Below are 24,528 nucleotides of genomic sequence, written 5' to 3'. Positions count from 1 at the left end.
CTCGACGGCCGCGGTGGCGGCACGGTGCTCGGGCGTGATCCGGCGGTCCCGATCACGGGCCGTAGCGTAAGGGAGTGCCCGACACGCCTTCATCCCGATGGTCGGATCTCACACGCCCCGGGCTCGACGCGGCGGCCCTGGGGTCGGCGCTGACCAGCGGCAGCGCGCTGTGGCGGTCGCTCGAGGTGGTCGAGGAGATCGGGTCGACCAACGCGGCCCTCGCCGCGGCCGCGGCGGCCGACGACGCCCCCGAGGGCACCGTCCTGGTCGCCGAGCACCAGGTCACCGGCCGCGGCCGGCTGGACCGGTCGTGGGCCTCCCCGCCGCGGGCGGGCCTGACCGTGTCCTTCCTGCTGCACCCCGACGTGCCGGCGGCGCGGCGCGGCTGGTTGCCGCTCCTGACCGGCGTGGCCCTGGCCGAGTCGGTGCGCGAGGTGGCCGGCGTGCTGGCCACCGTCAAGTGGCCCAACGACCTGCTCGCGCGCGACGGGCGGAAGCTCGCCGGCATCCTCGCCGAGGCGGTGACCCGGCCGGGCGGCCCGGCCGTCGTCGTCGGGGTCGGCCTCAACGTCTCGACCTCCGCCGCGGAGCTCCCGGAGACCGGGACGTCCCTCTCCGTCGTCACCGGGGGGACCGTCGACCGCGGCCCGGTGCTCCTGGGCTTCCTGCGCGCCTTCGAGCGGCGCTACCGCGGCTGGGTCGAGGCGCTGGGCGATCCGGTCGTCTCGGGCCTGGCGCGCGACTACCTGGCGTGGTCCTCGACGGTGGGCAGCACCGTGGAGGTGACGATGCCGGACGGCTCGGCGCTCGTGGGCACCGCGCGGGCGATCGACTGGGACGGCCGGCTGGTCGTCGACTCGGCCGACGGCACGGTCGAGCTGGCGAGCGGTGACGTGCGACACGTGCGCATGCGCTGATCGTGCGCAAATCGTTACAGACAGGTACCTTCATCCGGGTGTGAGGACTCCGGCCGCTCCTGAGCAGGCCGCGCGCGGCACGTCATGCACCACCTGACGCCCCCACGAACGGACACCCATCGGCATGCCCCGACTCGACATCCCCGACCTCGGCCGGGAGCCGACGTCACCGCTCAAGGGTGAGATCCGAGCGCTCACCGGGTTGCGCTTCGTCGCCTCGATCGTCGTCGTGGCGCTGCACCTGAGCTACGCCCCGGGCCCGACCTTCACCGGGCTGCTGGAGCCGCTGTCACCGCTGGTGCGGGCGGGGTGGCTCGGGGTCGACCTCTTCTTCGTGCTCAGCGGGTTCGTCATCGCGCTGAACTACACCGCGCACATGGGGCGGGGCTTCGGGCTGCGGAAGTCCTACGTCTTCCTCTGGGCCCGCATCACGCGGATCTGGCCGACCTTCGCCTTCGTGACGGTCCTGTTCGGGGCCTGGCTGTGGGTCCGCGCCTGGTTCGACGACAACCCCTCCTTCCAGTCGGTGCAGCCGCAGCTGTCCGTCCCGCACCTGGTCGAGCAGCTGCTGATGGTCCAGCAGTGGCACCGGCCCTACTTCCCCGGCGCCTCCTACGTGGGCCCGGGCTGGTCGGTCAGCGCCGAGTGGCTGGCCTACTGCGCCTTCCCGCTGCTCGCCCTGGTCCTGTGGCGCATGCGGCGGCTGCCGGCGGTCGTCACCGGTTCCCTCGCCCTGCTGTGCATGACGCCCTTCGTCGTGCACAACCTCGTGGCCGGGACCGCAGGCTTCCCCTACCAGTGGCTCGCGCGCATCGCGGCCGGGTTCCTCGCCGGCGCCCTCACCTGCCTGGCCGTCCAGCGGCTGGGCCGCAACCCCCGGTCGGGCCCGGTGGCGGCACGCGCCGCGGCGGTGATCGGCGGCCTCGTCGTGGTCGGCATCTACGTCGCCGACCGCTACGGCCTCGCGACCGGAGGGGACTTCCAGGGCGTGGTGGTCATCCTCTTCCCACCGCTGGTCGGGGCCCTGGCCCTGGCCCGGGGGCGGGGCGCCGATCTCCTCGGCAATCGCGTCCTGGTGCACGGCGGGCGGATCTCCTACGCGCTGTACCTCGTGCACTACTGCGTCTTCGAGGTGGTGTGGACCGTGATGCTCTCCGTCCCCGCGCTGGGTCCCGAGCGCATCGGCGGGTCGGTCCTGAACGTGCTCTCCGTGCCGCTGGCGCTGGTCCTGGCGCACCTGCTGTACACGCGGGTCGAGGAACCCGCGCGCCGGCGGCTGCGGGCGCTCGGCCCGCGGGCGGCCGAGGACGCCGCGACGGGGGCCCGCCGGCCGGCCGGCGACCAGCGCCGCCACGCCCACGCGGCAGGCTGATCCGGGGGCCGCGCCGCACCCCGGCAACCGGGCCGTGGTGCGTCATCCTGGTCCTGTGCCGTACCCGGACAAGCTGCTCGCCGACGACGAAGAGGTCGTCCGTCACCTGCACCCGCACTGGCTGACGGTCTTCTGGCCGGTCGTGTTCTTCCTGCTCGTCGTCGGGGCGGCGTCCTTCGGCGCCGCCCTGGTCCCCGCGGGGCGGCAGCAGGGGGTCTACCGGCTGGCGATCGTGTGCGCCGCCGCCGTCCTGCTGCTGTTCCTCGTCGTGGTCCCCCTGCTCCGCTGGCGGACGACGCACTACGTGGTGACGACGCACCGGTTGCTGTTCCGCGCGGGGATCCTGGCCCGCCGCGGGCGCGACATCGGGCTGTCCCGCATCACCGACGTCTCCTACACCCAGTCGCTGTGGGAGCGGATCATCAACTCGGGCACGCTGACCATCGAGACCGCCGGCGACGGCGGCCCCACGGTGCTGCACCAGATCCCCGACAGCGACGGCGTGCAGCAGCTCCTCAACGTCATGGTCGAGGAGGACGCCGAGCGGCGGGCGCGGGAGAACGCCGGGTACATCCGCGGTGACGACGGCCGGCCCCCGCAGGACGGCTGGCGCTCCACCGAGGTCTTCTGACCCGGGCGACCCGACGTGACGGGTCCGTCACGGCGCGCCTCGGCGGTTCTGTCGGACCCCCTCTCTACCTTCTGCGCCCATGCGGCTGCTGCACACCTCCGACTGGCACATCGGCCGCACCCTGCACGGCACCGACCTGCTCGCTGAGCAGGAGGAGGTGCTGGGCGGGCTGGCCGCCGTCGTCGCGAGCGAGCGGGTGGACGTCGTCGTCGTCGCCGGTGACGTGTACGACCGGGCCGTGCCCTCCGCCGACGCCACGGCGGTGCTCGACCGGGTCGTCGGCCGGCTCCTGGGCACCGGCGCGCGGGTCGTGCTCACCCCCGGAAACCACGACTCGGCCCGGCGGCTGGGCACCTTCTCGGGCCTGCTGAGCGCGGCCGGCCTGCACGTGCGCGCGGCCACGGCACGGCTGGACGAGCCGGTCCTGCTGGCCGACGAGCACGGCGAGGTGGCCGTCTACGGCATCCCGTACCTGGAGCCCGAGGTGGCGCGGCACGAGCTCGGGGTACCCGGGGCGCGCGGGCACGAGGCGGTGCTGCGCGAGGCGATGGACCGGGTGCGCGCCGACCTGTTCCTCCGGCCGGGCGCGCGCTCGGTGGTGCTCGCGCACGCCTTCGTCGGGGGCGGGGTGGCCAGCGACAGCGAGCGGGACATCTGCGTCGGCGGCGTGGACCTGGTGCCCGGTGCGGTGTTCGACGGCGTGGACTACGTGGCGCTCGGGCACCTGCACCGCCCGCAGACCCTCTCCCCGCGCATGCGCTACAGCGGCTCACCGCTGGCCTACTCCTTCGGCGAGGCCGGGCAGGAGAAGCAGGCCTGGTTGGTCGACCTCGACGCCACCGGGCTCGCCGGCGTGCGCCCGGTCCCGCTGCCCACCCCGCGGCCGCTGAGCGTGCTGACCGGCACGCTGGACGAGCTGCTCGCCGACCCGGCTCACGAGGCGGCCGAGCAGCACTTCGTCTCCGCCCGGCTCACCGACCCGGCGCGGCCGGCCGACCCCATGCGCCGGCTGCAGACCCGCTTCCCGCACTGCGTGCACCTGGACTGGACGGGCGCGGGGGCCGCGACCGCGGGCGGCAGCTACCAGGAGCGGATGCGGGGGCGCAGCGCCCTGGAGATCGCCGGCGAGTTCGTCGACGCGGTGCGCGGTGTCCCGGCCAGCGCGGCCGAGCGGGAGCTGCTGGCCCGGGCGCTGGGCGCGGCCGACCGCGAGGAGGCGGCCCGATGAGGCTGCACCGGCTGTCCCTGACCGCATTCGGCCCCTTCGCCGGCACGGTGGAGGTCGACCTCGACGAGGTGGGCCGCGACGGGCTCTTCCTGCTGTGGGGGCCGACCGGCGCGGGCAAGACCACGCTGCTGGACGGGGTCGTCTTCGCCCTCTACGGGCGGGTTCCCGGTGCCCGCGGTGAGGAGAAGCGGCTGCGCAGCGACCACGCCGACGCCGCCACCCGCACCGAGGTCACCTGCGAGCTCACCCTCGGGGAGGAGCGGCTGCGGGTCGTGCGGCGGCCCGAGCAGCAGCGGCCGAAGAAGCGCGGCGAGGGGTTCGCCACCGAGCAGGCCAAGCTGGTGGTCTCCCGGCTCACCGACGGCGGGTGGGAGCCGGTCAGCACGCGCATCGACGAGGGCTCCGAGCACCTGCGCAGCCGGCTCGGGCTGGACGTGCACCAGTTCTGCCAGGTGGTGCTGCTGCCGCAGGGCGACTTCGCGCGGTTCCTGCGGGCCGAGCCGGAGCACCGCACGGAGCTGCTCCGCACGCTGTTCGACGTCGACCGCTTCGCCCGCGCCGAGGAGTGGCTCGCCGAGGAGCGGGCGGCGGTCCGGGCGAGCACCGAGGACGCCCGCCACCAGCTCGCCGGCCTGCTGGACCGCGTCGCCCAGGCCGCCGACGTCGAGGTCCCCGAGGAGCTGGCCCCCGAGCTGGTCGGCGCGGGTGGCGGCGGTGGCGTGCTCCGCTGGGTGACCGAGGTCCGGACGACCGCGCAGGCGCGGCTGGCGTCGGCCGCCGCGCGCGCCGACTCGGCCGCCGCCGAGGTGGCCGTCGCCGACGCCGAGCTGGCCGGGGCCCGCGCGCTGGCCGCGCGGCACGCCCGGCGGGCCCAGGCGGCGGCGGAGCTCGCCGACCTCGACCAGCGCGAGCCGGCGCTCGCCCCGCTGCGGGCCGAGCGCGACGCCGGTCGCCGGGCCGAGCCCCTGCGCGACGTGCTGGACGCCGCGCACGCGGCCGGTCGTGCGGCGGGCCGCGCCGCGGCAGGCCTGGCCGACGCCCTCGCCGCGTGGCAGCCGGTCTCCGGCGGCCGCCCGGCCGACGGGCTGGTGGCGCGCGAGCTGCGCGACGGGGCCGCCGGGGCCCGGGCCCTGCTCCCGGAGGTGGAGCGCGCCCGCACCCTGGAGCGGTCCGTCGCCGCGCTCGCCCGCCAGGTCGATGAGCTGGCCGGGCGGTGCCGGGCGGGGGAGCGGGACGTCGCCGCGCTCCCCGAGCAGCTGGCCGGGCAGGAGCAGGAGGTGGCCCGGGCGCGGGCGGCCGCCGCGGAGCTGCCCGGTCTGCGCGCGTCGCTGGAGTCGGCCGAGGCGGCGCTCGTCGCCGGCCGGGGGGCGGCGGAGCTGGACGAGGAGCTCCGCGCGCTGCGCGAGAGCGCCGCGTCGGCGCGGGACGCCCGCGCCGACGCCCGCGAGCGGTGGCTGGACCTGCGCGCCCGGCGGCTGGACGGCATGGCCGCCGAGCTCGCCGCGGGGCTCACCGACGGCGCCGACTGCCCCGTCTGCGGCGCCGTCGAGCACCCGCGCCCGGCCGCACCCGGCGGCGAGCGGGTCACGGCCGCCGACGAGGACGCGGCCCGGGCCCTCGCCGATGCCGCGGAGACGGCGCTCACCGCGGCGACGGGCCGGCTGGAGGCCGCGGAGCGCGAGCTCGCCGGCCTGCGGGCGCGCGCCGGCGAGCTGCCGCCCGAGGAGCAGGCGGTCCGCGTGGCGGAGCTGACCGCTGCGGTGCGCGCCGCGAGCGGCCTGGCGGCGGGGCTCGCCCCGGCCGAGGCCCGCCTGCGCGAGCTGGTCGGCCGGCGGGAGGAGGCGGTCACCCGCCTGGGCGCCGACCGTGAGGAGCTGCGCGCCCGGACGGCCGAGCACGACGCGCTGACCACCGGCCTCGCGGAGCTCACCGCGCGGCTCGCGGAGGCGCGGGGGGAGGACGCCGACCTCGCCACCCGGGTCACCCGGCTCTCGGCGGCCGCGGCCGCCTGCGAGGCGGTGGTCGCCGCCGAGGCCGAGGAGCTGCGGGCCCGCGCCGAGGCGGACGCGGCCCGCCGGGCGGCAGAGGAACGGGCCGTGGCCGCCGGGTTCGAGGACGTCCACGCCGCAGGGTCGGCGCTGCCCGGCCCGGGCCGCCTGGTCGAGCTGGACCGCCGGCTCGACGGGCACGACCAGCGGGTGGTCGTCGTGCGCGCCCAGCTGGCCGACCCGGAGCTCGCCGGCCTCCCCGCGCCGCCGGACCTGTCGGCGCTCGAGGCGCGCTGCGCCGGTGGCACCCGCCGGCGGGAGGCGGCGGTCGCCGAGCTGGAGCAGGCGCGCCGCTGCACGGGGTCGCTGGAGGAGCTCGTGGGCCGGGTCAGCGCCGCCGAGCTCACCCTGGCCGAGCTGCGCGCCTGGAGCGACCAGGTCACCGCGCTGGCCGACCTCGCGCACGGCCGGGGGGCCAACGCGCGCCGCATGCGGCTGCAGTCGTTCGTGCTGGCCGCACGCCTGGAGCAGGTCGCCGAGGTGGCCAGCCGGCGGCTGCTGGACATGTCGGGCGGCCGCTACACCTTCCTGCACAGCGACGCGCAGGGCCGGCACGGCGCCCGCGGCGGCCTGGGGCTGGACGTCTTCGACGAGTACACCGGGTCGCGCCGGCCCACCAAGACGCTGTCGGGCGGGGAGAGCTTCATGGCCTCGCTCGCCCTGGCCCTGGGGCTCGCCGACGTGGTCACCGCCGAGACCGGCGGCGTCCGCATCGACACCCTGTTCGTGGACGAGGGGTTCGGCACCCTCGACGCCCAGGCGCTCGACGCGGTGATGACGGTGCTGGACGAGCTCCGCCGCGGCGGTCGGACGGTCGGTGTCATCAGCCACCTCGAGGAGCTGCGCACCCGCATCCCCACGCGGCTGGAGGTGGTCGCCGGGCGCAACGGCTCACGGCTGGCCGGCTGAGCGCGTGCTGCGCAGCGCCCGGCGGCGTCGCGGAGAGCCGCAGCGAGCTGAGCCACCTCGGGTACGGTCGGCCTTCGGCACGTCTTTCGAGTTCCTCAGCGGTGTGATCCCGCGGGCTCCACCGTCCTCGGCGGGACCGGTACCGCAGTCGCGACTAGACCTGGAGTAGCCATCTTTGACCACCGTCTGGGCCAGAGCATGAGGCGCCGCATCGTGCCGTCCCTCCGCCGGGGGGCGACCGAGGAGCAGGAGCCCGGCATCACCGTCGACGAGTCGTCCGCCGCTGGCCCCGACGCGGCCGCGGACCCGGCGGAGCACCCAGGCGGTGGCACGGATCGGGAGGTCCGTTACCTGATCAGCGTGGCCGGCGCTCCCAACTACGGCGACGAGATCCTCACCCGGACCTGGCTTCGCCAGATGGCGGCCCGGTTCCCCGACGCTGATGTCGTGCTCGACACGCCTCACCCCTCCGGGGCGCAGGCGCTGCTCTGGAACGAGCACCCCCGCCTGCGCTGCGTCGACACCGTGTGGCGGCTGTGCTGGGAGGCGCCCAACGAGGACATGTGGGACACGGTCGGGTTCGTCACCTCGGCGCTCACGGACCATGGTCGCGCCCCGAACTGGATCCCCGGCCTGCAACTGCTGAACCGCGCCGCGTCCGTGCACGTCCTGGGTGGCGGGTACGTCAACGATCTGTGGCCCCGTCGGGTCGGGGTCCTGGCGGCGCTCGCCTGGCTGTCCCGCCGGGGAACGCCGGTCGCGCTGACCGGCGCCGGACTGATGCCGCTGTCCCCGTCGAGCAGGACGCTGGTCTCGTCCCTGCTCCGGGACGTCGAGTTCGTCGACTTCCGGGACGGCGAGAGCGCGGCAGCCGCCGGCCGGCCGGACGCGGTGAGCGGGGACGACCTGTGGTTGGCCGACATCGCCGACCTCGTCGACGAGGAGCGGGCTGCCGCGTTCGACGGGCTCTTGTGCCTGCAGAACGACATCGCGGAGCTGTCGGTCGAGGCCATGTCGCTGCGGGCTCTCGAGGCGATCCGGTCCTGGGAGGTCGACCCGTCGCGCATCGCAGTCGTCGAGTGCGTGCCCCGTGCCGACCGCGCGGTCTTCGATCGCCTGTACGCGCTCGTGCCCGAGATGGCCTTCGTCTCGTGGACGGAGGTCGTGGATCGGGGGCTGCCGGCCCGGCCCGGTCAGCAGTGGCTGTCCTCCCGGTTCCACCCGCACATGGTGGCGGCGCGGGCCGGTGCCGACGGGGTGGCGCTGGACGTCCTCCCGGACTTCTACTCCGTGAAGCACGCCTCCCTGCTCGCGGCCGGCAGCCCGTGGGTGCTCGAGTCCGCCGACGGCGTCCAGCAGGCGGACGAGGCCGGGCACGAGCTGTTCCGCCGGAACGGGGCCGCGGTCGCCGCCCGCAAGGGCGCGTTCATCGACCGCTTCTACGGCGCGGCCGGCTCGCGGGGAGCCGGACAGGCCGGTGAGCGGCAGGCCGACCCGGATGCCGGGACCGACGGCCGGCGGGAGTGACCGCACTCCCTCCCGGAGTCGTCTCGTCGGACGGGCAGGCGCCGGCCTGCGCCCGGCCGGGTGGTCAGCGCCGCGCGGGGGCGGCGTCCAGCACCGGGCCGGGGGCAGCTGGCGTCGCGGCGGGGAAGATCCAGCGCCGGTAGACGAGCCAGCGGAGCAGCGTCCCCGCGGCGATCGCCGCGACGTTGGCCAGCTGGAGCACCAGCGCCGAGTCCTGGCCCAGCGGGTACCGGACGATCCCCACGACCGCCAGGCTGAGCAGCATCGTCGTCGCGTTGACCAGGACGAACCGCACGTACTCGCGCCGGAGACCGGTGCGCGCTCGGGCGGAGAACGACCAGAACCGGTGCCCGAGGAAGGCCAGCGTCGTCGCCACGAGGCCGGCGACGAGCTTCGAGGTGACCGCCCCCAGGCCGACGGCGGCGTAGAGCAACTGGAACAGGCCGAGGTCGACGGCGAAGCAGGCCGCCCCCACGAGGCCGAACGCGCTGAGCTCGCGGACCAGCAACCGCCCACCGTCGCCCAGGCGCCGGCGCAACCGCATGACGAGGCCCACACGAGCACTGTACGAACGGCCCGACCCCCCCTGCGCCCGACGCGCGGCAGGCGGGCGCCGCTAACCTGCGGGCATCATGCCTGCGCCCCTGCACCCGCACACCGGACTCCCCGTGGTGGCCATGGTCGGCGGCGGCCAGCTGGCCCGAATGACGCAGCAGGCCGCCATCGCGCTCGGGCAGTCGCTGCGGGTGCTCGCCGCAGGACCGGAGGAGTCGGCAGCCCTGGTCAGCGCCGACGTCCGGATCGGCGACCACCGCGACCTGGGTGACCTGCGCGCCCTGGCCGACGGCGCCACGGTGGTCACCTTCGACCACGAGCACGTGCCCACCGAGCACCTGCGCACCCTGGTTGCGGAGGGCACCCGGGTCGCGCCCGGCCCGGAGGCGCTCGTCCACGCGCAGGACAAGCTGGTGCTGCGCCGCGCGCTCGCGGAGGCGGGGGAGCCGCAGCCGGCGTGGGTGGAGGCGCGGACCGTCCACGACGTCACCGCCTTCGCCGACGAGGTGGGCTGGCCGGTCGTGCTCAAGACACCGCGGGGCGGCTACGACGGCAAGGGCGTCTTCGTGGTGCACGGGCCGGACGCGGTCGCCGAGCTGCTCGAGCGGCACGGCACCCTGCTGGCCGAGGAACGCGTCCGCATGGTGCGCGAGCTGTCGGCGCAGGTCGCGCGGTCGCCGTTCGGCCAGGTGGCGGTGTGGCCGGTGGTCGAGACCGTGCAGCGCGACGGCGTCTGCGCCGAGGTGTACGCCCCCGCCCCCGGGCTCCCCGACGAGCTCGCCACGGCGGCGCAGGAGCTGGCGGTGCGCATCGCCGACTCCCTCGGCGTCGTCGGCATGCTCGCCGTCGAGCTCTTCGAGACCCCGGAGGGGGTGCTGGTCAACGAGCTGGCGATGCGCCCGCACAACTCCGGGCACTGGACCATCGAGGGGGCGCGCACCAGCCAGTTCGAGCAGCACCTGCGCGCCGTCCTGGACTACCCGCTGGGCGCCACGGAGATGGTCGCCCCGGTCGTGGTGATGGCCAACGTGCTCGGCGGTGCAGCGGCGCAGGAGGACTGGTCCGGGCCGGCGCTCGACGAGCGGATCCACCACCTGATGGCGCACTGGCCCGACGTGAAGCTGCACTGGTACGGCAAGACCCAGCGCCCGGGGCGCAAGCTCGGCCACGTGACGGCGCTCGGCGCCGACCTCCCCGAGGTGCGGGCGCGGGCGGTCGCGGCGGCCCGCTACCTCGCCGACGGCGTCGTCGACCCGGCCTTCGCCTTCCCCCCGCACGACCCCGAGCACTGAGGAGCAGGGCATGAGCGACCCGGTCGTCGGCATCGTGATGGGCAGCGACTCGGACTGGCCGGTGATGCAGCCCGCCGCCGAGGCCCTGGCGGAGTTCGGCGTGCCCTGGGAGGCGCACGTGCTCTCGGCGCACCGCACCCCCCGCCGGATGCTCGACTACGCCGAGGCCGCCGCCGGCCGCGGGCTGCGGGTGATCGTCGCCGGCGCCGGTGGGGCGGCCCACCTGCCGGGCATGGTCGCCGCGGCCACGCCGCTGCCGGTGATCGGCGTACCGCGCCCGCTGGACCGGCTGGACGGGCTGGACAGCCTGCTCTCCATCGTGCAGATGCCCGCCGGCGTGCCGGTGGCGACGGTGGGCATCGGCGGTGGCCGGAACGCCGGGCTCCTGGCGGTGCGCATCCTCGCCGCGGGGGACGCGGAGCTGCTGGGCCGGGTGGAGCGGTTCCAGGCCGACCTCGCCGAGAGCGTCGTCGCGCGCGACCTCACCCTTCAGGAGCGCCTCGCGACCGGCAGGTAGTCGGACGTCCTACGATCGACGACGTGGGTACGAACAGCGGGCTGTACGCCTTGACCGAGGAGCACGAGGCCATCCGGGAGGCGGTGCGCGACATCGCCGAGCGGGAGATCGCCCCGTACGCCGCCGAGGTGGACGCCGAGTCGCGCTACCCCATCGAGGCGCAGAAGGCGCTCACCGCCGCCGGCTTCCACGCCACCCACATCCCCGAGGAGTACGGCGGCGAGGGCGCGGACGCGATCGCGACCTGCATCGTCATCGAGGAGGTCGCGCGGGTCGACGTCAGCGCCTCGCTGATCCCCGCGGTGAACAAGCTCGGCTCGATGCCGGTGATCCTCTCCGCCGACGAGGCCCTCAAGCAGCAGGTGCTCGCACCGATCGCCGCAGGCGAGGCGATGATCAGCTACGGCCTCTCCGAGCGCGAGGCGGGCTCCGACGCCGCCGCCATGAAGACCCGGGCCCGGCTCGAGGGCGACACCTGGGTGCTCAACGGCACCAAGGCCTGGATCACCAACTCCGGGGTCTCCGAGTGGTACACGGTCATGGCCGTCACCGACCCGGAGAAGGGGGCCAACGGCATCTCCGCGTTCGCGGTGCACCGCGACGACCCGGGCTTCGCCGTGGGCCCCAAGGAGCGGAAGATGGGCATCAAGGGCTCGCCCACCTGCGAGCTCTACTTCACCGACTGCACCATCCCGGCCGACCGGGTCATCGGCGCGCCGGGCACCGGCTTCAAGACGGCGCTCCGCACGCTCGACTTCACCCGGCCCACCATCGGCGCGCAGGCGGTCGGGGTCGCGCAGGGGGCGCTGGACGCCTCGGTGGCCTACGTCAAGGAGCGGAAGCAGTTCGGCAAGGCCGTCGGTGAGTTCCAGGGCGTGCAGTTCATGCTCGCCGACATGGAGATGAAGATCCAGGCGGCCCGCCACCTGGTCTACGTCGCCGCAGCCGCGGGGGAGCAGGGCCGCCCCGACGTCACCCGGGTCTCGGCCGCGGCCAAGGCGTTCGCCTCCGACACCGCGATGCAGGTGACCACCGACGCCGTCCAGCTGTTCGGCGGGGCCGGCTACACCCAGGACTTCCCGGTCGAGCGGATGATGCGCGACGCCAAGATCACCCAGATCTACGAGGGCACCAACCAGGTGCAGCGCATGGTCATCGCGCGCTCGCTGCTGCGCTGACCTCGGACCGGGCACCGGCGCGCGGCTGTTAGCGTCTGACCGCATGTCCGCGATCAGCAGGGTCTCCGCGTCGGAGCGGGGGCTGGTGTTCGCCGTGCACCGGCCGGCCGGTCAGACCGTCGACGTCCTGGTGGACGGTCGCCGGATCTGGTCCTTCCGCGTGCCGGAGGAGGCCGCCCCGTCCGACGTCGTGCCCGAGGGGGCCGACCACGAGCCGCTCCGCTTCGAACCCTGGCCCGGGGCGCTCCGGAGCCGCCTGCGCGGCCGGTTCCACGTCGAGCTGCGCCCGGTGGGCGACGAGGTGGGGAGCGGCACGACCGTCGTGCTGGGTGACCCCGGCGAGGAACCCGACCTGAGCGACATCCACGGCCGCCCTCTCGTGGTGAACAAGTGGGGACGCCTCGGGCACACCCTGGCCGACGCAGGGCCCGGCATGGTCGAGCGGCTCCTCGACCACACCGACGAGATCCGCGACCTGTTGCGGGAACGACTCGGCCCGGTGGTCTTCGTGACCGGCGGGACGCTGCTCGGGCCGGTCCGCGACGGTGGCCGGCTGATACCCCACGACGACGACACCGACCTGGCCTACCTCAGCTCGCGGACGCACCCGGCCGACGTCGCGCTCGAGCACTTCGAGCTCGGCCGCCTGCTCCGGGAGCGGGGGTACGAGCCGGTCCGCCACTCGGCCGCGCACGTGCAGGTGCACTTCTCCCACGCAGGCGTACCCGACCACTACGTCGACGTCTTCGCCGGCTTCTACGTCGGCGACTGGTGGTACCAGCACTTCGTCATCCGCGCGAAGGTCCCGCCGTCGGAGGTCGTGCCGCCGTCGGAGATCAGGGTGGTCGGCCGACCGGAACCGGCCCCGCGGAACCCCGAGACCATGCTCAGGGAGCTCTACGGTCCCGGCTGGCGGACCCCGGACCCCGCGTTCGCGTTCGAGCTCCCGGAGAGCACGTCGGCCCGCTTCGCGCACTGGTTCGGCGACTACCTCGCCGAGCGGGAGACGTGGGACGACGTCGTGCTCGTGTCCACGGGCGCGCTCCTGCCCGCGGAGGACCACCTCAGCACCTTCGGTGCGGAGGTGGACGCCCTCGCGCCTGCCGACCACGCGATCCTGGAGCTCGGCTGCGGGCTGGGCGTGGAGGCGCGCGCCTTTGCGGGCCGGGGGCGGCGGGTGCTCGCGGTCGATTTCTCGCGGGCCGCCCTGGAGGTGGCCAGGTCGCGGGAGGCGGGGCCGGGCGCCGACGTGGAGTTCTCGCCGGTCAACCTGCTCGACGTCCGGGCCGCCATCCGGCTGGGCGCCCGCTGCGCCGCAGAGGGGAGGCCGTGGACCGTCTACGGGCGGCGGCTGCTCAACGCGCTGGACCCCATCCCCCGGGAGAACCTCTTCCGGCTGTGCGACATGGTCCTCCGGCGCGGTGGGACGGCGCACTTCGACCTGGCCGATCCCGGCTACCCGGGGGTGCCCCCGCACCTGCGGCTGACGGTGGACCAGGTCGTCCGCGAGGCCGGCGACAGGGGGCTCGTCCTCGAGCGGGCCGACCGCCGCACCGAGCCGCTGACCTGGCCCGGCGCCCCCGAGGAGCAGTTGGTGGAGATGACCCGCATGACGTTCAGACGGAGGGCGAGATGACCGATCAGGCCGGGACGACGTGGGACCGCGGGCGTCGGGTGGTCGTGCAGCGGCTGGCCTACCCGCTCCGCCGCGCCCTCGCGCCCGCCGCCCTCGAGCTGCGCGGCGAGGTGGAGGCGCTGGCGGCGCAGAGCCAGGGCCAGCGGGACGGCGTCACGGAGCTCCACCGGGAGCTCGCCGAGACCAGGACCGAGGTCGGCTCCCTGCGGGAGCGCGTGGACGAGCTGCAGCGGCGCCTCGACGCGGCCGAGGCCTACAACGTCGTGCTGCGCGACGGTCTCGAGGAGTCGCGGCGGCTCAACCTCCGGGTGGCCGAGCTGGTGGACGTGGTGACCGAGCTCGTCATCCCGCTCCACGACCGGGAGATCGACCCCGCAGCCCTCGGGCGGCTGCGCCCCGACACCCTGTAGCGCCCGCCCGGGCGCGGTGGAGGAGTGACCGGATCAGCCGGCGCGGCCCAGCTCGCGGACGCCCTCGACCCGGACACCCATGGTGGCCGTCACGCGCTCCGCGGCCGCCCGGCGGGGCAGTGTCTGCGGGTCGGGGGAGCGGAGCAGGACGATCGACGCCCCGGCGGCCAGCGGGGCGAGCAGCCACGCCGCCGGCCCGGCCTCGGCGGCCACGTCGGCGTCGACGAGCAGCCGGTCGCCCGCGGTGATGCCGAGGCGGTCCGCGAGCCGGCCGGCGGTCGTCACGAGGTCGCCGAGGGAGAGCTCGAGACCGCCGGTCACCAGACCGGCGTCCGCGGGCTGCGGCGGGGACCACGGCGCGAAGACGTCGCCGTGCACCCGCACCTCCAGCGCGAAGTCGCGGGCGGGGCCCGAGTAGCCGCTCATGCCCATGCCCAGCGGGTGCAGGGAGAGACCCAGCAGCTCCTCGACGCCCTGCTCCTCCAGCGGGGCGAGGCGCTCCTGCGCGGCGAGCACGACGTCGGCCCCGTCGAGGGCGTGGTCCTCCTCGGCGGCGGTGTCCAGCACGGCCGCGCCGCAGCTCCACACCGCCAGCAGGACGGCGGCGGTCTGCCAGTGCACGGGGAGCGCCACCACGACCCAGCTGCCGGGCGCCACGTCGAACTCCTCCTGCAGGAGGTTCGCCGTCTTCGCCACCCAGTTCGCCAGGGTCGTCGCGGAGAGCTCCACCCGCTCCCCGCCGGCGTCGTCGTACCAGGTCACCAGCGGGGTGGCGGGGGACCGGCGCAGGGCCTGCGCGAGCAGGTCCGCCGGGGTGGCTGCGGCGTCCATCAGTTGATGCAGGTGGTGTCCGCGGCGGTGCGCGCGTCCTCGCCGGTGACCTCCTCGGCGGGCGCCTGCGGGGTCACCGCCTGACCGACCCCGTTGAAGTCGCTGCCCAGCACGAGCTGGACGGTACCGCTGACCGCGTCCGCGCTCTCCGCGGGGACCGCGCCGGGGATCGCCCCGGCGACGGTCGCGGCCAGGTCCTCGTCCCCGGGGGCGTGGCGTATCTCGGTCTGCTCGTGGTCCATGGAGGAGGCGTTCCCGGTGCTGCCGACCGCGAAGCCGGCCCCGGTCAGCGCGGTGGCGGCCTCCGCGGCCAGGCCGGGGGTCCCCGAACCGTTGTAGACGTCGACGGTCACCGCCGAGGGGTCCACGGTCCGCGGCGGCTCGGTCGTGGCCGGGGCCTCGGGCTCAGGCTCGGCAGACAGCTGCGCGAAGAAGTCGTGCAGCGTGTCCTCGTCCTCCAGCCGGATGATCGAGCGGTTCTGGGCGTCCCGGTCGGTCCCGACGTAGGGGATGGTCTGGAACTCGATGCTCCCGGCGGTGACCGACTGCATCTGCTCGGCCAGCCGCAGCAGGTCCAGGTTCTCGTCCACGGTCAGGGACTCGGCCGCGGCCTGGACGAGCTCGCGCTGCTTGCCGAGGTCCAGCAGCACCTCGTCGGAGAGCATCTTGCGCAGCACGCCGGCGATGAAGACCTGCTGGCGGATGATGCGGTCGAAGTCGCCGCGCAGCAGGCCGTGGCGCTGCCGGACGAACTTCAGCGCATCGGCACCGCTGATCGTCTGCGGGCCGGCGGGGAACACCGCGCCGGAGTAGAAGGAGTCGTCGACCGCCTCGCAGAGGTTGACCTCCACGCCGCCCACGACCGAGGCGAGGTTGAAGAAGCCGAGCAGGTCGACCTCGGCGTAGTGGTCGATCTTCAGGCCGGTGAGCCGGCTGATCGTCTGGACCAGCAGCTGGGCGCCGCCCGCCTGGCGGGCGCTCTCGCCGGCGCTCTCGTCGACCTCCTGGTAGCCGTAGGCGTAGGCGGCGTTGAGCTTGTCCTTGCCGTAGCCGGGGATCTGGACGTAGGAGTCCCGCGGGAAGGAGACGAACGACGCCCGCGACCCGTCCGCCGGCACGTGCACCAGGATCATCGTGTCGGTGTTCACGCCGGAGTCGGTGCCGGCGTTGAGCTCGGCGAGCTGGTCGTCGCTCAGCGCGCTCCGGCTGTCGTTGCCGACCAGCAGCAGGTTCATGGCCTCGCCGGCCCGCCCGGAGCCCTCGTTGCCCTCCGCGGGGATCGCGTCGGTGCGGTTGACCGTGGCGGCGGCCACCTGGCCGAGGTACCAGCCCCACCCGGACCCCGTGAGCAGGACGACCGCGAGCAGCCCGGCGACGACGCGCGCGGCGACGGCGAGGCCACCGGTGCGCCGGCGGGACGTGGGCTCACCGCTCGGGGCGCCGGCCCGGGCGCGGGGCGGGCGACCCGCCCGGGGGTCGAGGCGCGGGGGGAGCGGTCGCCCGGCCGGGCGGTCGTGCTCGTGCCGGTCTCGGCTCACGTGGTCCTCACCTCGGGGCGTGGTCGACGTCCGCCGTCGGCCCGAGGGCGACCGGTGGACGGGGTGTGACGATTTCCTGCTGGACGCGGCAAACACTAGACACGCGCAGGAGCCGGGCAGCCTCTCCGACACAGGGCCGTCTCGTCCCCCGAGCCGCCCCCGCCCAGCGCGCCCCGGGCGTGCGCAGCAGGCCCACCAGTCACACGCCACCCCGGGGCCGGGGCGGCCACCACGACCGGCGCCCCCGCGCGTGGCAACTTGCCCGATGGGCTCAAGGGCCGGCTGCTCCCTGACGAAGGAACTAGCAGACGTCCGTTCCTCCCCCCACCGGAGGAGCTCCGCCCGTTGACCACGAGAGGGAACCGCTTCGTGCGCCGATTCACCACGGGCCTCATCGCCTTCACGGCCTTCACGGGGGTCGTCCTCGTCGGCCCGGTCTACGCGGAGGACGGCCCCGAGGCCGCGCCGGTCACCACCGCGACGGAGGAGGTGGCCCTGGGTTCGGTCGACGCGCCGGCGCCGGAGGCCGACGTGCAGACCGGCACGACCGTGCCGGTGGAGGGCGTCCCGGACACGGCGCCGGCCCTGACCGTGAGCCGCACCGACGTCGCGCCGTTCTCGCTCGTCGGCGTCACCTGGGCCTACGACCCCGCGGTGACCGACGTGCTCGTGCAGGTCCGCGTGCAGGTCTCGGACGGCGGGTGGGGCGCGTGGACCGAGGTCGGCACGGAGGACGCCGGGGCGGATGCCGGGCACGACGGCGGGGCAGGGGAGCGGCGCGGGGGGACGTCGCCGCTGTGGACCGGCCCCAGCACCGGTGTCGAGGTCGAGCTCGTCACGCGGTCCGGCGCCGCGCCCGTCGACGTCCAGCTGGACCTCGTCGACCCGGGCACCAGCGAGGCCGACGGCTCGCTCACCGCGCCGGCGATCCAGGACACCGCGCACGCAGCGGCGGCCATGCCGCACGTCTACTCGCGCGCCCAGTGGGGGGCCGACGAGGGGTTCCGCACCTGGGACCCGGAGTACGCGCCCACCATCCAGGCGGCGACGCTGCACCACACGGCGGACACCAACAACTACACCGCCGAGCAGGTGCCCGCGATGATGCGGTCGATCTACCGCTACCACGCGGTCAGCCTCGGCTGGGGCGACATCGGCTACAACGTCATCGTCGACAAGTTCGGCCGGCTGTGGGAGGGCCGGGCCGGCGGCCTGGCGAGCACGGTCATCGGCGCCCACGCCGGGGGCTTCAACACCGGCACCTTCGGCGTCTCGATGCTCGGCAACTACGAGACGGCCCCGACGACGCGGCCGATGGTCGACGCGGTCGCCGCGATCGTGGCGTGGAAGTTCTCCCTCTACGGCATCGACCCCGCCGGCACGACGCGGCTGACGTCGCGAGGCGGCGGCACGTCCAAGTACAGCGCCGGGACGGCGGTCACGCTGCCCACGCTCTTCGGGCACCGGGACGTCGGCAGCACGGCCTGCCCCGGCCGGTACGGCTACGCCGAGCTGCCGGGCATCCGGGCGCAGGTCGTCGACCGCATGCCCAACCTGGCCGACGACATGGCCGAGCGGCTCGCCGCGGCGGGTGGGACGGCGTCCCTGGGGTCGCCCGTGGGGCAGCTGCAGTCCTCCGGAGACGTCTCCTGGCAGGTGTACGCGAAGGGCCGCATCTACTGGAGCCCCTCCACCGGCGCGACCGTCCTGCTGAACGGCCCGCTGCTGGACAAGTACCTGGCGTGGGGCGGTCCCGCGGCCGTGGGTGCCCCCTCGAGCGACGAGCGGTCGACCTGGCGCAACCAGGGCAAGTACGTGAGCTTCAGCGGCGGGGGCATCTACTGGTCCCCGGCCACCGGGGCGCACGTGGTGAAGGGCGCGATCTTCGACACCTGGGCCCGCAACGGCTGGGAGACCGGGATGCTCGGCTACCCCGACCAACGTGCGCGGCGGCAGCTTCAGCCTGTTCACCGGTGGGGCGATCTACTGGTCGCCGTCCACCGGCGCGCACTTCGTGAAGGGCGCCATCTACGAGCGGTGGGCGCGCAGCGGCTACGAGAGCGGGCTGCTTGGCTTCCCGACCCAGGACGAGATCAACACCACCGGCGGCGCGGTCGGCCGCTTCACGGGTGGGGCGATCTACTGGTCGCCGTCCACCGGTGCCCGGGTGGTGGCCGGAGCGGTCTACGAGACCTACCTGCAGGTGGGGGCCGAGCGCGGGGCGCTCGGCTTCCCGACGGCCGAGGCGACGGCCTACTCCGGCGGCAGCCGGGTCGAGTTCCAGCGGGGCTCCATCACCGTCGACGTCCTCGGCAGGGCCACGGTCACCACGAACTGACGCCCGGGACCGGACCCGGCAGGACGACCACGAGGAGCGGAGACCCATGGGCAGCACCGCAACCGGCCGCACGCGCGCACGCACCACCGTCCTGGTGCTCGCGGGTGCCGCGCTGCTCGGGATCGCGGCGGTCGTGGTCGTCACGGCGACGCGGGAGGCGGACACGCCGGTCGCCTTCGGGGACGCGGAGCCGCTGCCCGCGCCGGTCGAGGTCGTCGTCACCGCGGCCGAGTGGTCGCCGGGGACCGGTGCGGAGGTCGCCGGCTACGTGAGCGGCATCGTGGAGGACGGCGGGGAGTGCACCCTCACCCTCGAGAAGGGGGGCGTGCGCCTCGAGGCCTCCCGTCCCGCCACCGCCGACGCGACGACGACGGCCTGCGGTTGGCTCCAGATCGACGATCCGCAGGTAACCTCCGGTACATGGGCGGCAACTCTGCGTTATCAGTCGGCCACGACCGCGGTCACGTCGCCGGAGACCGCCCTGGACGTCCGGTGACCCGCGCCGCCCGTCTCGTCGCGGCGCTGGTCGCCGCGGTCGTCCTCTGCCCGGTGCTGGTCGTGGCGGCGCCCGCGGCCTCGGCGGCCGACGCCCGGGCCTACCCGGCCGGCAACATCATCTCCGACGCGCTGTTCTTCGACGGCGGCAGCATGGACGTCGGGCAGGTGCAGACCTTCCTCGACCAGAAGGGCGCCGGCTGCACCCCGGCGCCGGACGGCACGCCGTGCCTCAAGGACTACCGCCAGGACACCGGCACCCGGGCGGCGGACGCCTACTGCGCCGCGTACCAGGGCGCCCGCGCGGAGACCGCGGCGCAGATCCTGGTGAAGGCGGGCCGGGCCTGCGGCGTGAACCCGCGCGTGCTGCTGGTGATGCTCCAGAAGGAGCAGTCGCTGGTCACCATGCGGGGCGGCACGACCAAGCTGCCCGACGGCCGGTACAGCCTCAACCCGCGGCGGTACGAGGAGGCCCTCGGCTACGGCTGCCCGGACACCGCGCCGTGCGACCCCTCGTACAAGGGGCTGGCCCTCCAGGTGTACAGCGCCGCCCGCAAGTTCCGGGTCTACGCCGCCAACCCGAACAGCTACAACCACAAGGCCGGCCGCACCCAGGCCGTGCGCTACCACCCGGACGCCGCCTGCGGGTCCGGGCAGGTCTACATCCAGAACGTGGCGACGGCCGGCCTCTACAACTACACGCCGTACCAGCCCAACGCCGCGGCGCTCGCCGCCGGCTACCGGGCGGGCGACGACTGCTCGGCGTACGGCAACCGCAACTTCTGGCTGTACTACACCGACTGGTTCGGCTCCACGCAGAGCCCGGGTGGCGCGGCGATCGCCGACAAGTGGGCCTCCCTGGGCGGGGCCACCGGCGTCCTCGGCGACGCGACCTCGACGGCGAACTGCACCCTGCCCCGCAACGGCTGCTACCAGCTCTTCACCAAGGGGGCCCTGTACTGGTCCCCTGGCACGGGCGCGCACTTCGTGAAGGGCGACATCTGGACGCAGTGGGCGCGGCTCGGCTACGAGGGCGGCTTCATGGGCTACCCGGTCCGGGACGAGACCAACGTGCCCGGCGGGACCTACAGCGTCTTCGAGGGCGGCGCCTTCTACTGGTCCCCGAGCACGGGCACCCACTACGTCAAGGGCGACATCTGGACGGCCTGGGGGCGGCAGGGCTACGAGTCGGGGCCGCTCGGCTTCCCGACGACCGACGAGGTGCACGTCCCCGGTGGGGCGTACAGCGAGTTCACCGGGGGACGCATCTACTGGTCGCCGCGCGGCGGGGCGCACGCCGTCACCGGCGCCTTCCACGACCGGTGGAGCCAGCTGGGCGGGTACGCCGGGATCCTGGGCTTCCCCCACTCCGGGGAGCGGGCCACCGCCACCGGCAGCTACGTCGCGTTCGCCGGCGGGGCGCTCTACCGGTCCGCCGGCACGGGGCTGCACTTCGTCAAGGGCGCCATCCAGGAGCGCTGGGCCCGGTCCGGGTACGAGACCGGCGCGCTCGGCTACCCGGTGGCCGACGAGCAGGCCGTCCCCGGCGGCACCTTCAGCCTGTTCGAGCGGGGTGGCATCTACTGGTCGCCGGGTACGGGCGCCCGCGCGCTGACGGGTGAGCTCGCCCGCGAGTACGCCGCGCGCGGCGGCCCCACGGGGCCGCTCGGCTTCCCGGCCACGGACCAGGCGACGACGGCGACCCGCGGGGCGGTCGCGCACTTCCGGGGCGGCTCCCTCTACTGGTCGGCGGCGACCGGTGCGCACGCGGTGTCCGGGCCGACCTACGCCGCCTTCGCGGCGAGCGGGTGGGAGAACGGGCCGCTGGGGTACCCGACCGCCGACGCCACGCCGCTGCCCGGCGGCACCGGGACCGTCACCACCTTCGAGCACGGTGCCGTCTACTGGTCCCGGGCCACCGGCGCGCACGCGGTGACCGGCGCCATCGAGACGGCGTGGAACCGGTGGGGTGGGACGGAGGGGGACCTCGGCCTCCCCGGGACCGGCGTCCTGGCGCTGGCGCGCGGCACCGACGGCAGGGTCCAGCACTTCCAGGGCGGGTCGGTCTACTCCTCCCGGGAGACCGGCGCGCGCGTGGTCAAGGGCGCCGTCTACCGCGCGTGGGCCGCGACCGGCTGGGAGCAGGGCTTCCTCGGCTACCCCGTGTCCGACGAGACCCACGTTCCCGGCGGCGCCTACAACCTGTTCCAGGGTGGCGCGGTGTACTGGTCGCCCGCGACCGGCGCCCACGCCATCCGCGGGAAGTTCTACGACGCCTGGGCGCGGTCGGGGTACGAGGGCGGGACCCTCGGCTTCCCGGCCAGCGGCGAGTACGACACCCGCCGCGGCCGGCAGATGGACTTCCAGCGCGGCACCGTCCTCGTGACGACGGCTGGGCAGGTTGAGGTCACCGTGCACTGAGTGGTGACGGGGTCCTCCGTCACACCCGAGCCTGCGGGCCCGGCGCGGGGGACGCAGGTAGCGTCGTCGCCGTGACTGCAGCAAGCACCGTGCCCGACTCCGCCGGGCGCAAGACGCTGGCGGACCTCACGGGGGGCTGGCGGCAGCGCGAGCTCTGGGGGCACCTGGGCTGGCAGGACATCCGCCAGCGGTACCGGCGCTCGGTGCTCGGGCCGGTCTGGATCACGATCAGCATGGCCGTCACCGCGGTCGCCCTCGGCATCCTCTACGCCGGGCTGTTCGGCGTGCCGCTGGAGACGCTGCTGCCGCACGTCCTCGTCGGCTTCATCGTCTGGGCCTTCATCAGCGGGTGCATCAACGAGGGCGCCGAGGTCTTCATCGCCAACGAGGGCCTGATCAAGCACCTGCCCTCACCGATCAGCGTGCACGTCTACCGGCTGGTCTGGCGGCAGGCACTCTTCTTCGCGCACAACCTGATCGTCTACGCCGTCATGCTCTTCGTGTTCCCGCAGCCGCTGAAGTGGACGGCGCTGGCGGTGATCCCCGCGATCCTGCTGCTGGTGGTGAACGGCGTCTGGGTCGCCCTGCTCTTCGGGATCGTCAGCACCCGCTTCCGCGACCTGACGCCCATCACGCAGAGCATCGTGCAGCTCATGTTCTTCCTGACGCCGATCGTCTGGATCTACGACGACCTGATCAACAGCCCCAACCCGTCGGTCGCGGAGCGGGCCCGGCTCGCCGAGTTCAACCCGTTCCTGCACTTCCTGGAGATCGTCCGTGCACCGATGCTCGGCCAGGACCAGCTGCTGCGGCACTGGATCGTCGTCCTGGCGATCACCGTCGTGGGCTGGGCCCTGACCCTGTTCGTGATGCGCCGGTACCGGGCGCGCGTCGCCTACTGGGTCTGACCGGGCCGGACGAGAGAAAGAGGCACAGCTCCCCATGGTCAGCATCACCACGCGCGACGCGTCGGTCGACTTCCCGATCTTCGACGCGAAGAGCCGGTCGCTGAAGAAGACGGTGCTCGGCGTCGTCGGCGGCAACATCAGCAACGACACCAAGGTGCCGATCATCGAGGCGCTCCACGACATCAACGTCGACCTGCAGCACGGCGCGCGCGTCGGTCTGGTCGGGCACAACGGTGCGGGCAAGTCCACGCTGCTGCGGCTGCTCGCCGGCATCTACGAGCCCACCCGGGGCACGGCCGTCGTCGAGGGGCGCGTCGCCCCGGTGTTCGACCTCGGCGTCGGGATGGACCCGGAGATCTCCGGCTACGAGAACATCATGATCCGCGGGCTCTTCCTCGGCATGACGCGGAAGCAGATGGAGAAGCGGGTCGACGACATCGCCGACTTCACCGAGCTCGGTGACTTCCTCTCCATGCCGCTGCGCACCTACTCCACCGGTATGCGCGTCCGGTTGGCCCTCGGCGTCGTGACCAGCATCGACCCGGAGATCCTCCTGCTCGACGAGGGCATCGGGGCCGTCGACGCCGCCTTCCTCGAGAAGGCCCGCGACCGGCTCAGCGACCTGGTCGACCGCGCGGGCCTCCTGGTGTTCGCCTCGCACTCCGACGAGTTCCTCAAGCGGCTGTGCACCAGCGCCATCTGGATGGAGCACGGGCAGATCAAGCAGCAGGGTCCGCTGAAGGACGTGCTGCGCGCCTACAAGGGGCCGGAGGCCTACCCGGACAAGGGGCACGGTGCCGCGTGAGCGCGGTGCCGCCGGCCGCTGACGAGCTCGTCGTCGCGGTCATCGTCACCCGGCAGCGTGCCGAGCTGCTCCGCCAGAGCCTGCGGGCGATCACGGCCCAGACCCGGCCGGTCGGTGCCGTCGTCGTCGTGGACAACGGCGCCGACGCCGAGACCCAGGCGGTCGTGGAGGCGTGCGAGGCGCGCACCGTCTACCTGCCCTCCCGGACCAACCTGGGGGGTGCGGGCGGGTTCGCCCTCGGGCTGCTGACCGCGCTGTCCCTCGGGGCGGACTGGGTCTGGTGCGCGGACGACGACGGCCGCCCCGGAGGCGACGACGTGCTGGCCGTCCTCCTGGAGGAGGCGCGGGCGCGCGACCTCGCCGAGGTCTCACCGGCCGTGGTGGACGAGGCCGACCCGCGCCGGCTCGCCTTCCCGCTGCGCCGCGGGCTGCGCTGGTGGGGCACCCTGGACGCCTTCGAGCCGGGGGAGTTCCTGCCGTCGTACGCGTCGTTGTTCAACGGCGCCCTCTTCCGCGCCTCGGCGTTCCAGGCGATCGGCGTCCCCGACCTGCGGCTGTTCCTGCGCGGCGACGAGACGGAGATCCACCGCCGCCTCCAGCGTTCCGGGCTGCGGTTCGGCACCACCCTGCGGGCCGCGTACCTGCACCCGCAGGGGGGCGACGAGTTCGTCCCGATCCTGGGCGGGCGGCTGTCCGCCCAGTACCCGGGCGACGAGGTCAAGCGCTTCTTCACCTACCGCAACCGCGGCTACCTCATGGCCCAGCCGGGCATGCGCTGGCTGTTCCCGCTCGAGCTGGTCCGGTTCGGCTACTTCTTCCTCAGCCGCCGGGACGTGCGCGGCCTGCGCGACTGGCTGGCGCTCACCCGCGCCGGGCGCCGGGAGCGGTTCTCGATGCCCGGCCGCGGTCGCTGAACCGCGGTCTCCCGGGCGCCGACGGCGCACCCCCACGCACGAACGGAGCCCCTCCCCG

General features: G+C 74.6%; 20 protein-coding genes and 1 pseudogene. 18 read left to right on the top strand and 3 right to left on the bottom strand.

The genetic code is table 11. The features are described from left to right. Positions 1-74: 74 nt before the first annotated feature. The 6 genes from E9529_RS10020 to E9529_RS09995 all read left to right on the top strand — a co-directional run bounded on the left by E9529_RS10020 (position 75) and on the right by E9529_RS09995 (position 8,632). Positions 75-917, top strand: coding sequence for a biotin--[acetyl-CoA-carboxylase] ligase (locus E9529_RS10020; RefSeq protein ID WP_236831010.1), 843 nt, complete (start codon positions 75-77; stop codon positions 915-917). 124 nt (positions 918-1,041) lie between these two features. Continuing rightward, positions 1,042-2,289 (top strand): acyltransferase, encoded by a 1,248-nt coding sequence (locus E9529_RS10015; protein ID WP_236831009.1) that lies wholly within the window; start codon positions 1,042-1,044, stop codon positions 2,287-2,289. Positions 2,290-2,344: 55 nt separating this feature from the next. Beyond that, positions 2,345-2,920: a PH domain-containing protein gene (locus E9529_RS10010; RefSeq protein ID WP_236831008.1), complete on the top strand. Its 576-nt coding sequence runs from the start codon at positions 2,345-2,347 to the stop codon at positions 2,918-2,920. Positions 2,921-2,999: 79 nt separating this feature from the next. Continuing rightward, positions 3,000-4,148 carry an exonuclease SbcCD subunit D gene (locus tag E9529_RS10005; protein ID WP_236831007.1) on the top strand — a complete coding sequence of 383 codons (1,149 nt, stop codon included), beginning with the start codon at positions 3,000-3,002 and terminating at the stop codon, positions 4,146-4,148. Then, a complete protein-coding gene (locus E9529_RS10000; RefSeq protein WP_236831006.1) occupies positions 4,145-7,105 on the top strand; it encodes an AAA family ATPase in 2,961 nt (986 codons plus the stop codon). Before E9529_RS10005 ends, E9529_RS10000 begins: the two co-directional genes overlap by 4 nt. 198 nt (positions 7,106-7,303) lie before the next feature. Beyond that, complete coding sequence (locus E9529_RS09995) at positions 7,304-8,632, top strand: polysaccharide pyruvyl transferase family protein (RefSeq protein WP_236831005.1); 1,329 nt, start codon at positions 7,304-7,306, stop codon at positions 8,630-8,632. 64 nt (positions 8,633-8,696) lie between these two features. On the opposite strand, the gene E9529_RS09990 is transcribed toward E9529_RS09995, so the two are convergent. Beyond that, positions 8,697-9,188 carry a GtrA family protein gene (locus E9529_RS09990; RefSeq protein WP_236831004.1) on the bottom strand — a complete coding sequence of 164 codons (492 nt, stop codon included), beginning with the start codon at positions 9,186-9,188 and terminating at the stop codon, positions 8,697-8,699. A 76-nt stretch (positions 9,189-9,264) separates the two neighbouring features. On the opposite strand from E9529_RS09990, the gene E9529_RS09985 reads away from it, so the two are divergent. The 5 genes from E9529_RS09985 to E9529_RS09965 are packed head-to-tail and all read left to right on the top strand — an operon-like array spanning position 9,265 to position 14,220. Then, positions 9,265-10,479, top strand: coding sequence for a 5-(carboxyamino)imidazole ribonucleotide synthase (locus tag E9529_RS09985; RefSeq protein ID WP_236831003.1), 1,215 nt, complete (start codon positions 9,265-9,267; stop codon positions 10,477-10,479). A 10-nt stretch (positions 10,480-10,489) separates the two neighbouring features. Beyond that, positions 10,490-10,996, top strand: a complete 507-nt coding sequence (gene purE / locus E9529_RS09980; RefSeq protein ID WP_236831002.1) for a 5-(carboxyamino)imidazole ribonucleotide mutase — start codon at positions 10,490-10,492, stop codon at positions 10,994-10,996. Between the two features lie 23 nt (positions 10,997-11,019). After that, positions 11,020-12,174, top strand: coding sequence for an acyl-CoA dehydrogenase family protein (locus E9529_RS09975; RefSeq protein ID WP_236831001.1), 1,155 nt, complete (start codon positions 11,020-11,022; stop codon positions 12,172-12,174). A gap of 43 nt (positions 12,175-12,217) precedes the next feature. Next, positions 12,218-13,810 carry a bifunctional 2-polyprenyl-6-hydroxyphenol methylase/3-demethylubiquinol 3-O-methyltransferase UbiG gene (locus E9529_RS09970; protein ID WP_236831000.1) on the top strand — a complete coding sequence of 531 codons (1,593 nt, stop codon included), beginning with the start codon at positions 12,218-12,220 and terminating at the stop codon, positions 13,808-13,810. After that, a complete protein-coding gene (locus E9529_RS09965; RefSeq protein ID WP_236830999.1) occupies positions 13,807-14,220 on the top strand; it encodes a DUF6752 domain-containing protein in 414 nt (137 codons plus the stop codon). Before E9529_RS09970 ends, E9529_RS09965 begins: the two co-directional genes overlap by 4 nt. Positions 14,221-14,253: 33 nt before the next feature. Here E9529_RS09965 and E9529_RS09960 read toward each other — a convergent pair whose 3' ends face one another. Further along, positions 14,254-15,051 (bottom strand): TIGR03089 family protein, encoded by a 798-nt coding sequence (locus E9529_RS09960; protein ID WP_236830998.1) that lies wholly within the window; start codon positions 15,049-15,051, stop codon positions 14,254-14,256. After that, complete coding sequence (locus tag E9529_RS09955; RefSeq protein ID WP_236830997.1) at positions 15,051-16,589, bottom strand: LCP family protein; 1,539 nt, start codon at positions 16,587-16,589, stop codon at positions 15,051-15,053. Before E9529_RS09955 ends, E9529_RS09960 begins: the two co-directional genes overlap by 1 nt. A gap of 957 nt (positions 16,590-17,546) precedes the next feature. Here E9529_RS09955 and E9529_RS09950 point away from each other — a divergent pair. The 7 genes and pseudogenes from E9529_RS09950 to E9529_RS09920 all read left to right on the top strand — a co-directional run. Continuing rightward, positions 17,547-18,449: pseudogene (locus tag E9529_RS09950) on the top strand (N-acetylmuramoyl-L-alanine amidase); the annotation flags it as partial. An 82-nt stretch (positions 18,450-18,531) separates the two neighbouring features. Continuing rightward, entirely contained in the window at positions 18,532-18,927 is a 396-nt protein-coding gene (locus E9529_RS09945; RefSeq protein WP_236831037.1) for an LGFP repeat-containing protein, read from the top strand. A 268-nt stretch (positions 18,928-19,195) separates the two neighbouring features. Then, positions 19,196-19,423: a hypothetical protein gene (locus tag E9529_RS09940; RefSeq protein ID WP_236830996.1), complete on the top strand. Its 228-nt coding sequence runs from the start codon at positions 19,196-19,198 to the stop codon at positions 19,421-19,423. Beyond that, positions 19,420-21,843, top strand: coding sequence for an LGFP repeat-containing protein (locus tag E9529_RS09935; RefSeq protein ID WP_236830995.1), 2,424 nt, complete (start codon positions 19,420-19,422; stop codon positions 21,841-21,843). The genes E9529_RS09940 and E9529_RS09935 overlap by 4 nt, the downstream gene beginning before the upstream one ends. A 71-nt stretch (positions 21,844-21,914) precedes the next feature. Then, entirely contained in the window at positions 21,915-22,751 is an 837-nt protein-coding gene (locus tag E9529_RS09930) for an ABC transporter permease (RefSeq protein WP_236830994.1), read from the top strand. Positions 22,752-22,785: 34 nt separating this feature from the next. Next, entirely contained in the window at positions 22,786-23,556 is a 771-nt protein-coding gene (locus E9529_RS09925; protein WP_236830993.1) for an ABC transporter ATP-binding protein, read from the top strand. Further along, on the top strand, positions 23,553-24,470 hold the full coding sequence (locus tag E9529_RS09920) for a glycosyltransferase family 2 protein (RefSeq protein WP_308195272.1): 918 nt from the start codon (positions 23,553-23,555) through the stop codon (positions 24,468-24,470). Before E9529_RS09925 ends, E9529_RS09920 begins: the two co-directional genes overlap by 4 nt. Positions 24,471-24,528: the final 58 nt, after the last annotated feature.

Source organism: Blastococcus sp. KM273128, assembly GCF_021698975.1.
Taxonomy (GTDB): Bacteria; Actinomycetota; Actinomycetes; order Mycobacteriales; family Geodermatophilaceae; genus Blastococcus.
Note: the sequence above shows the minus strand (reverse complement) of the source record. Positions and strands in the feature narration are given on the sequence as shown.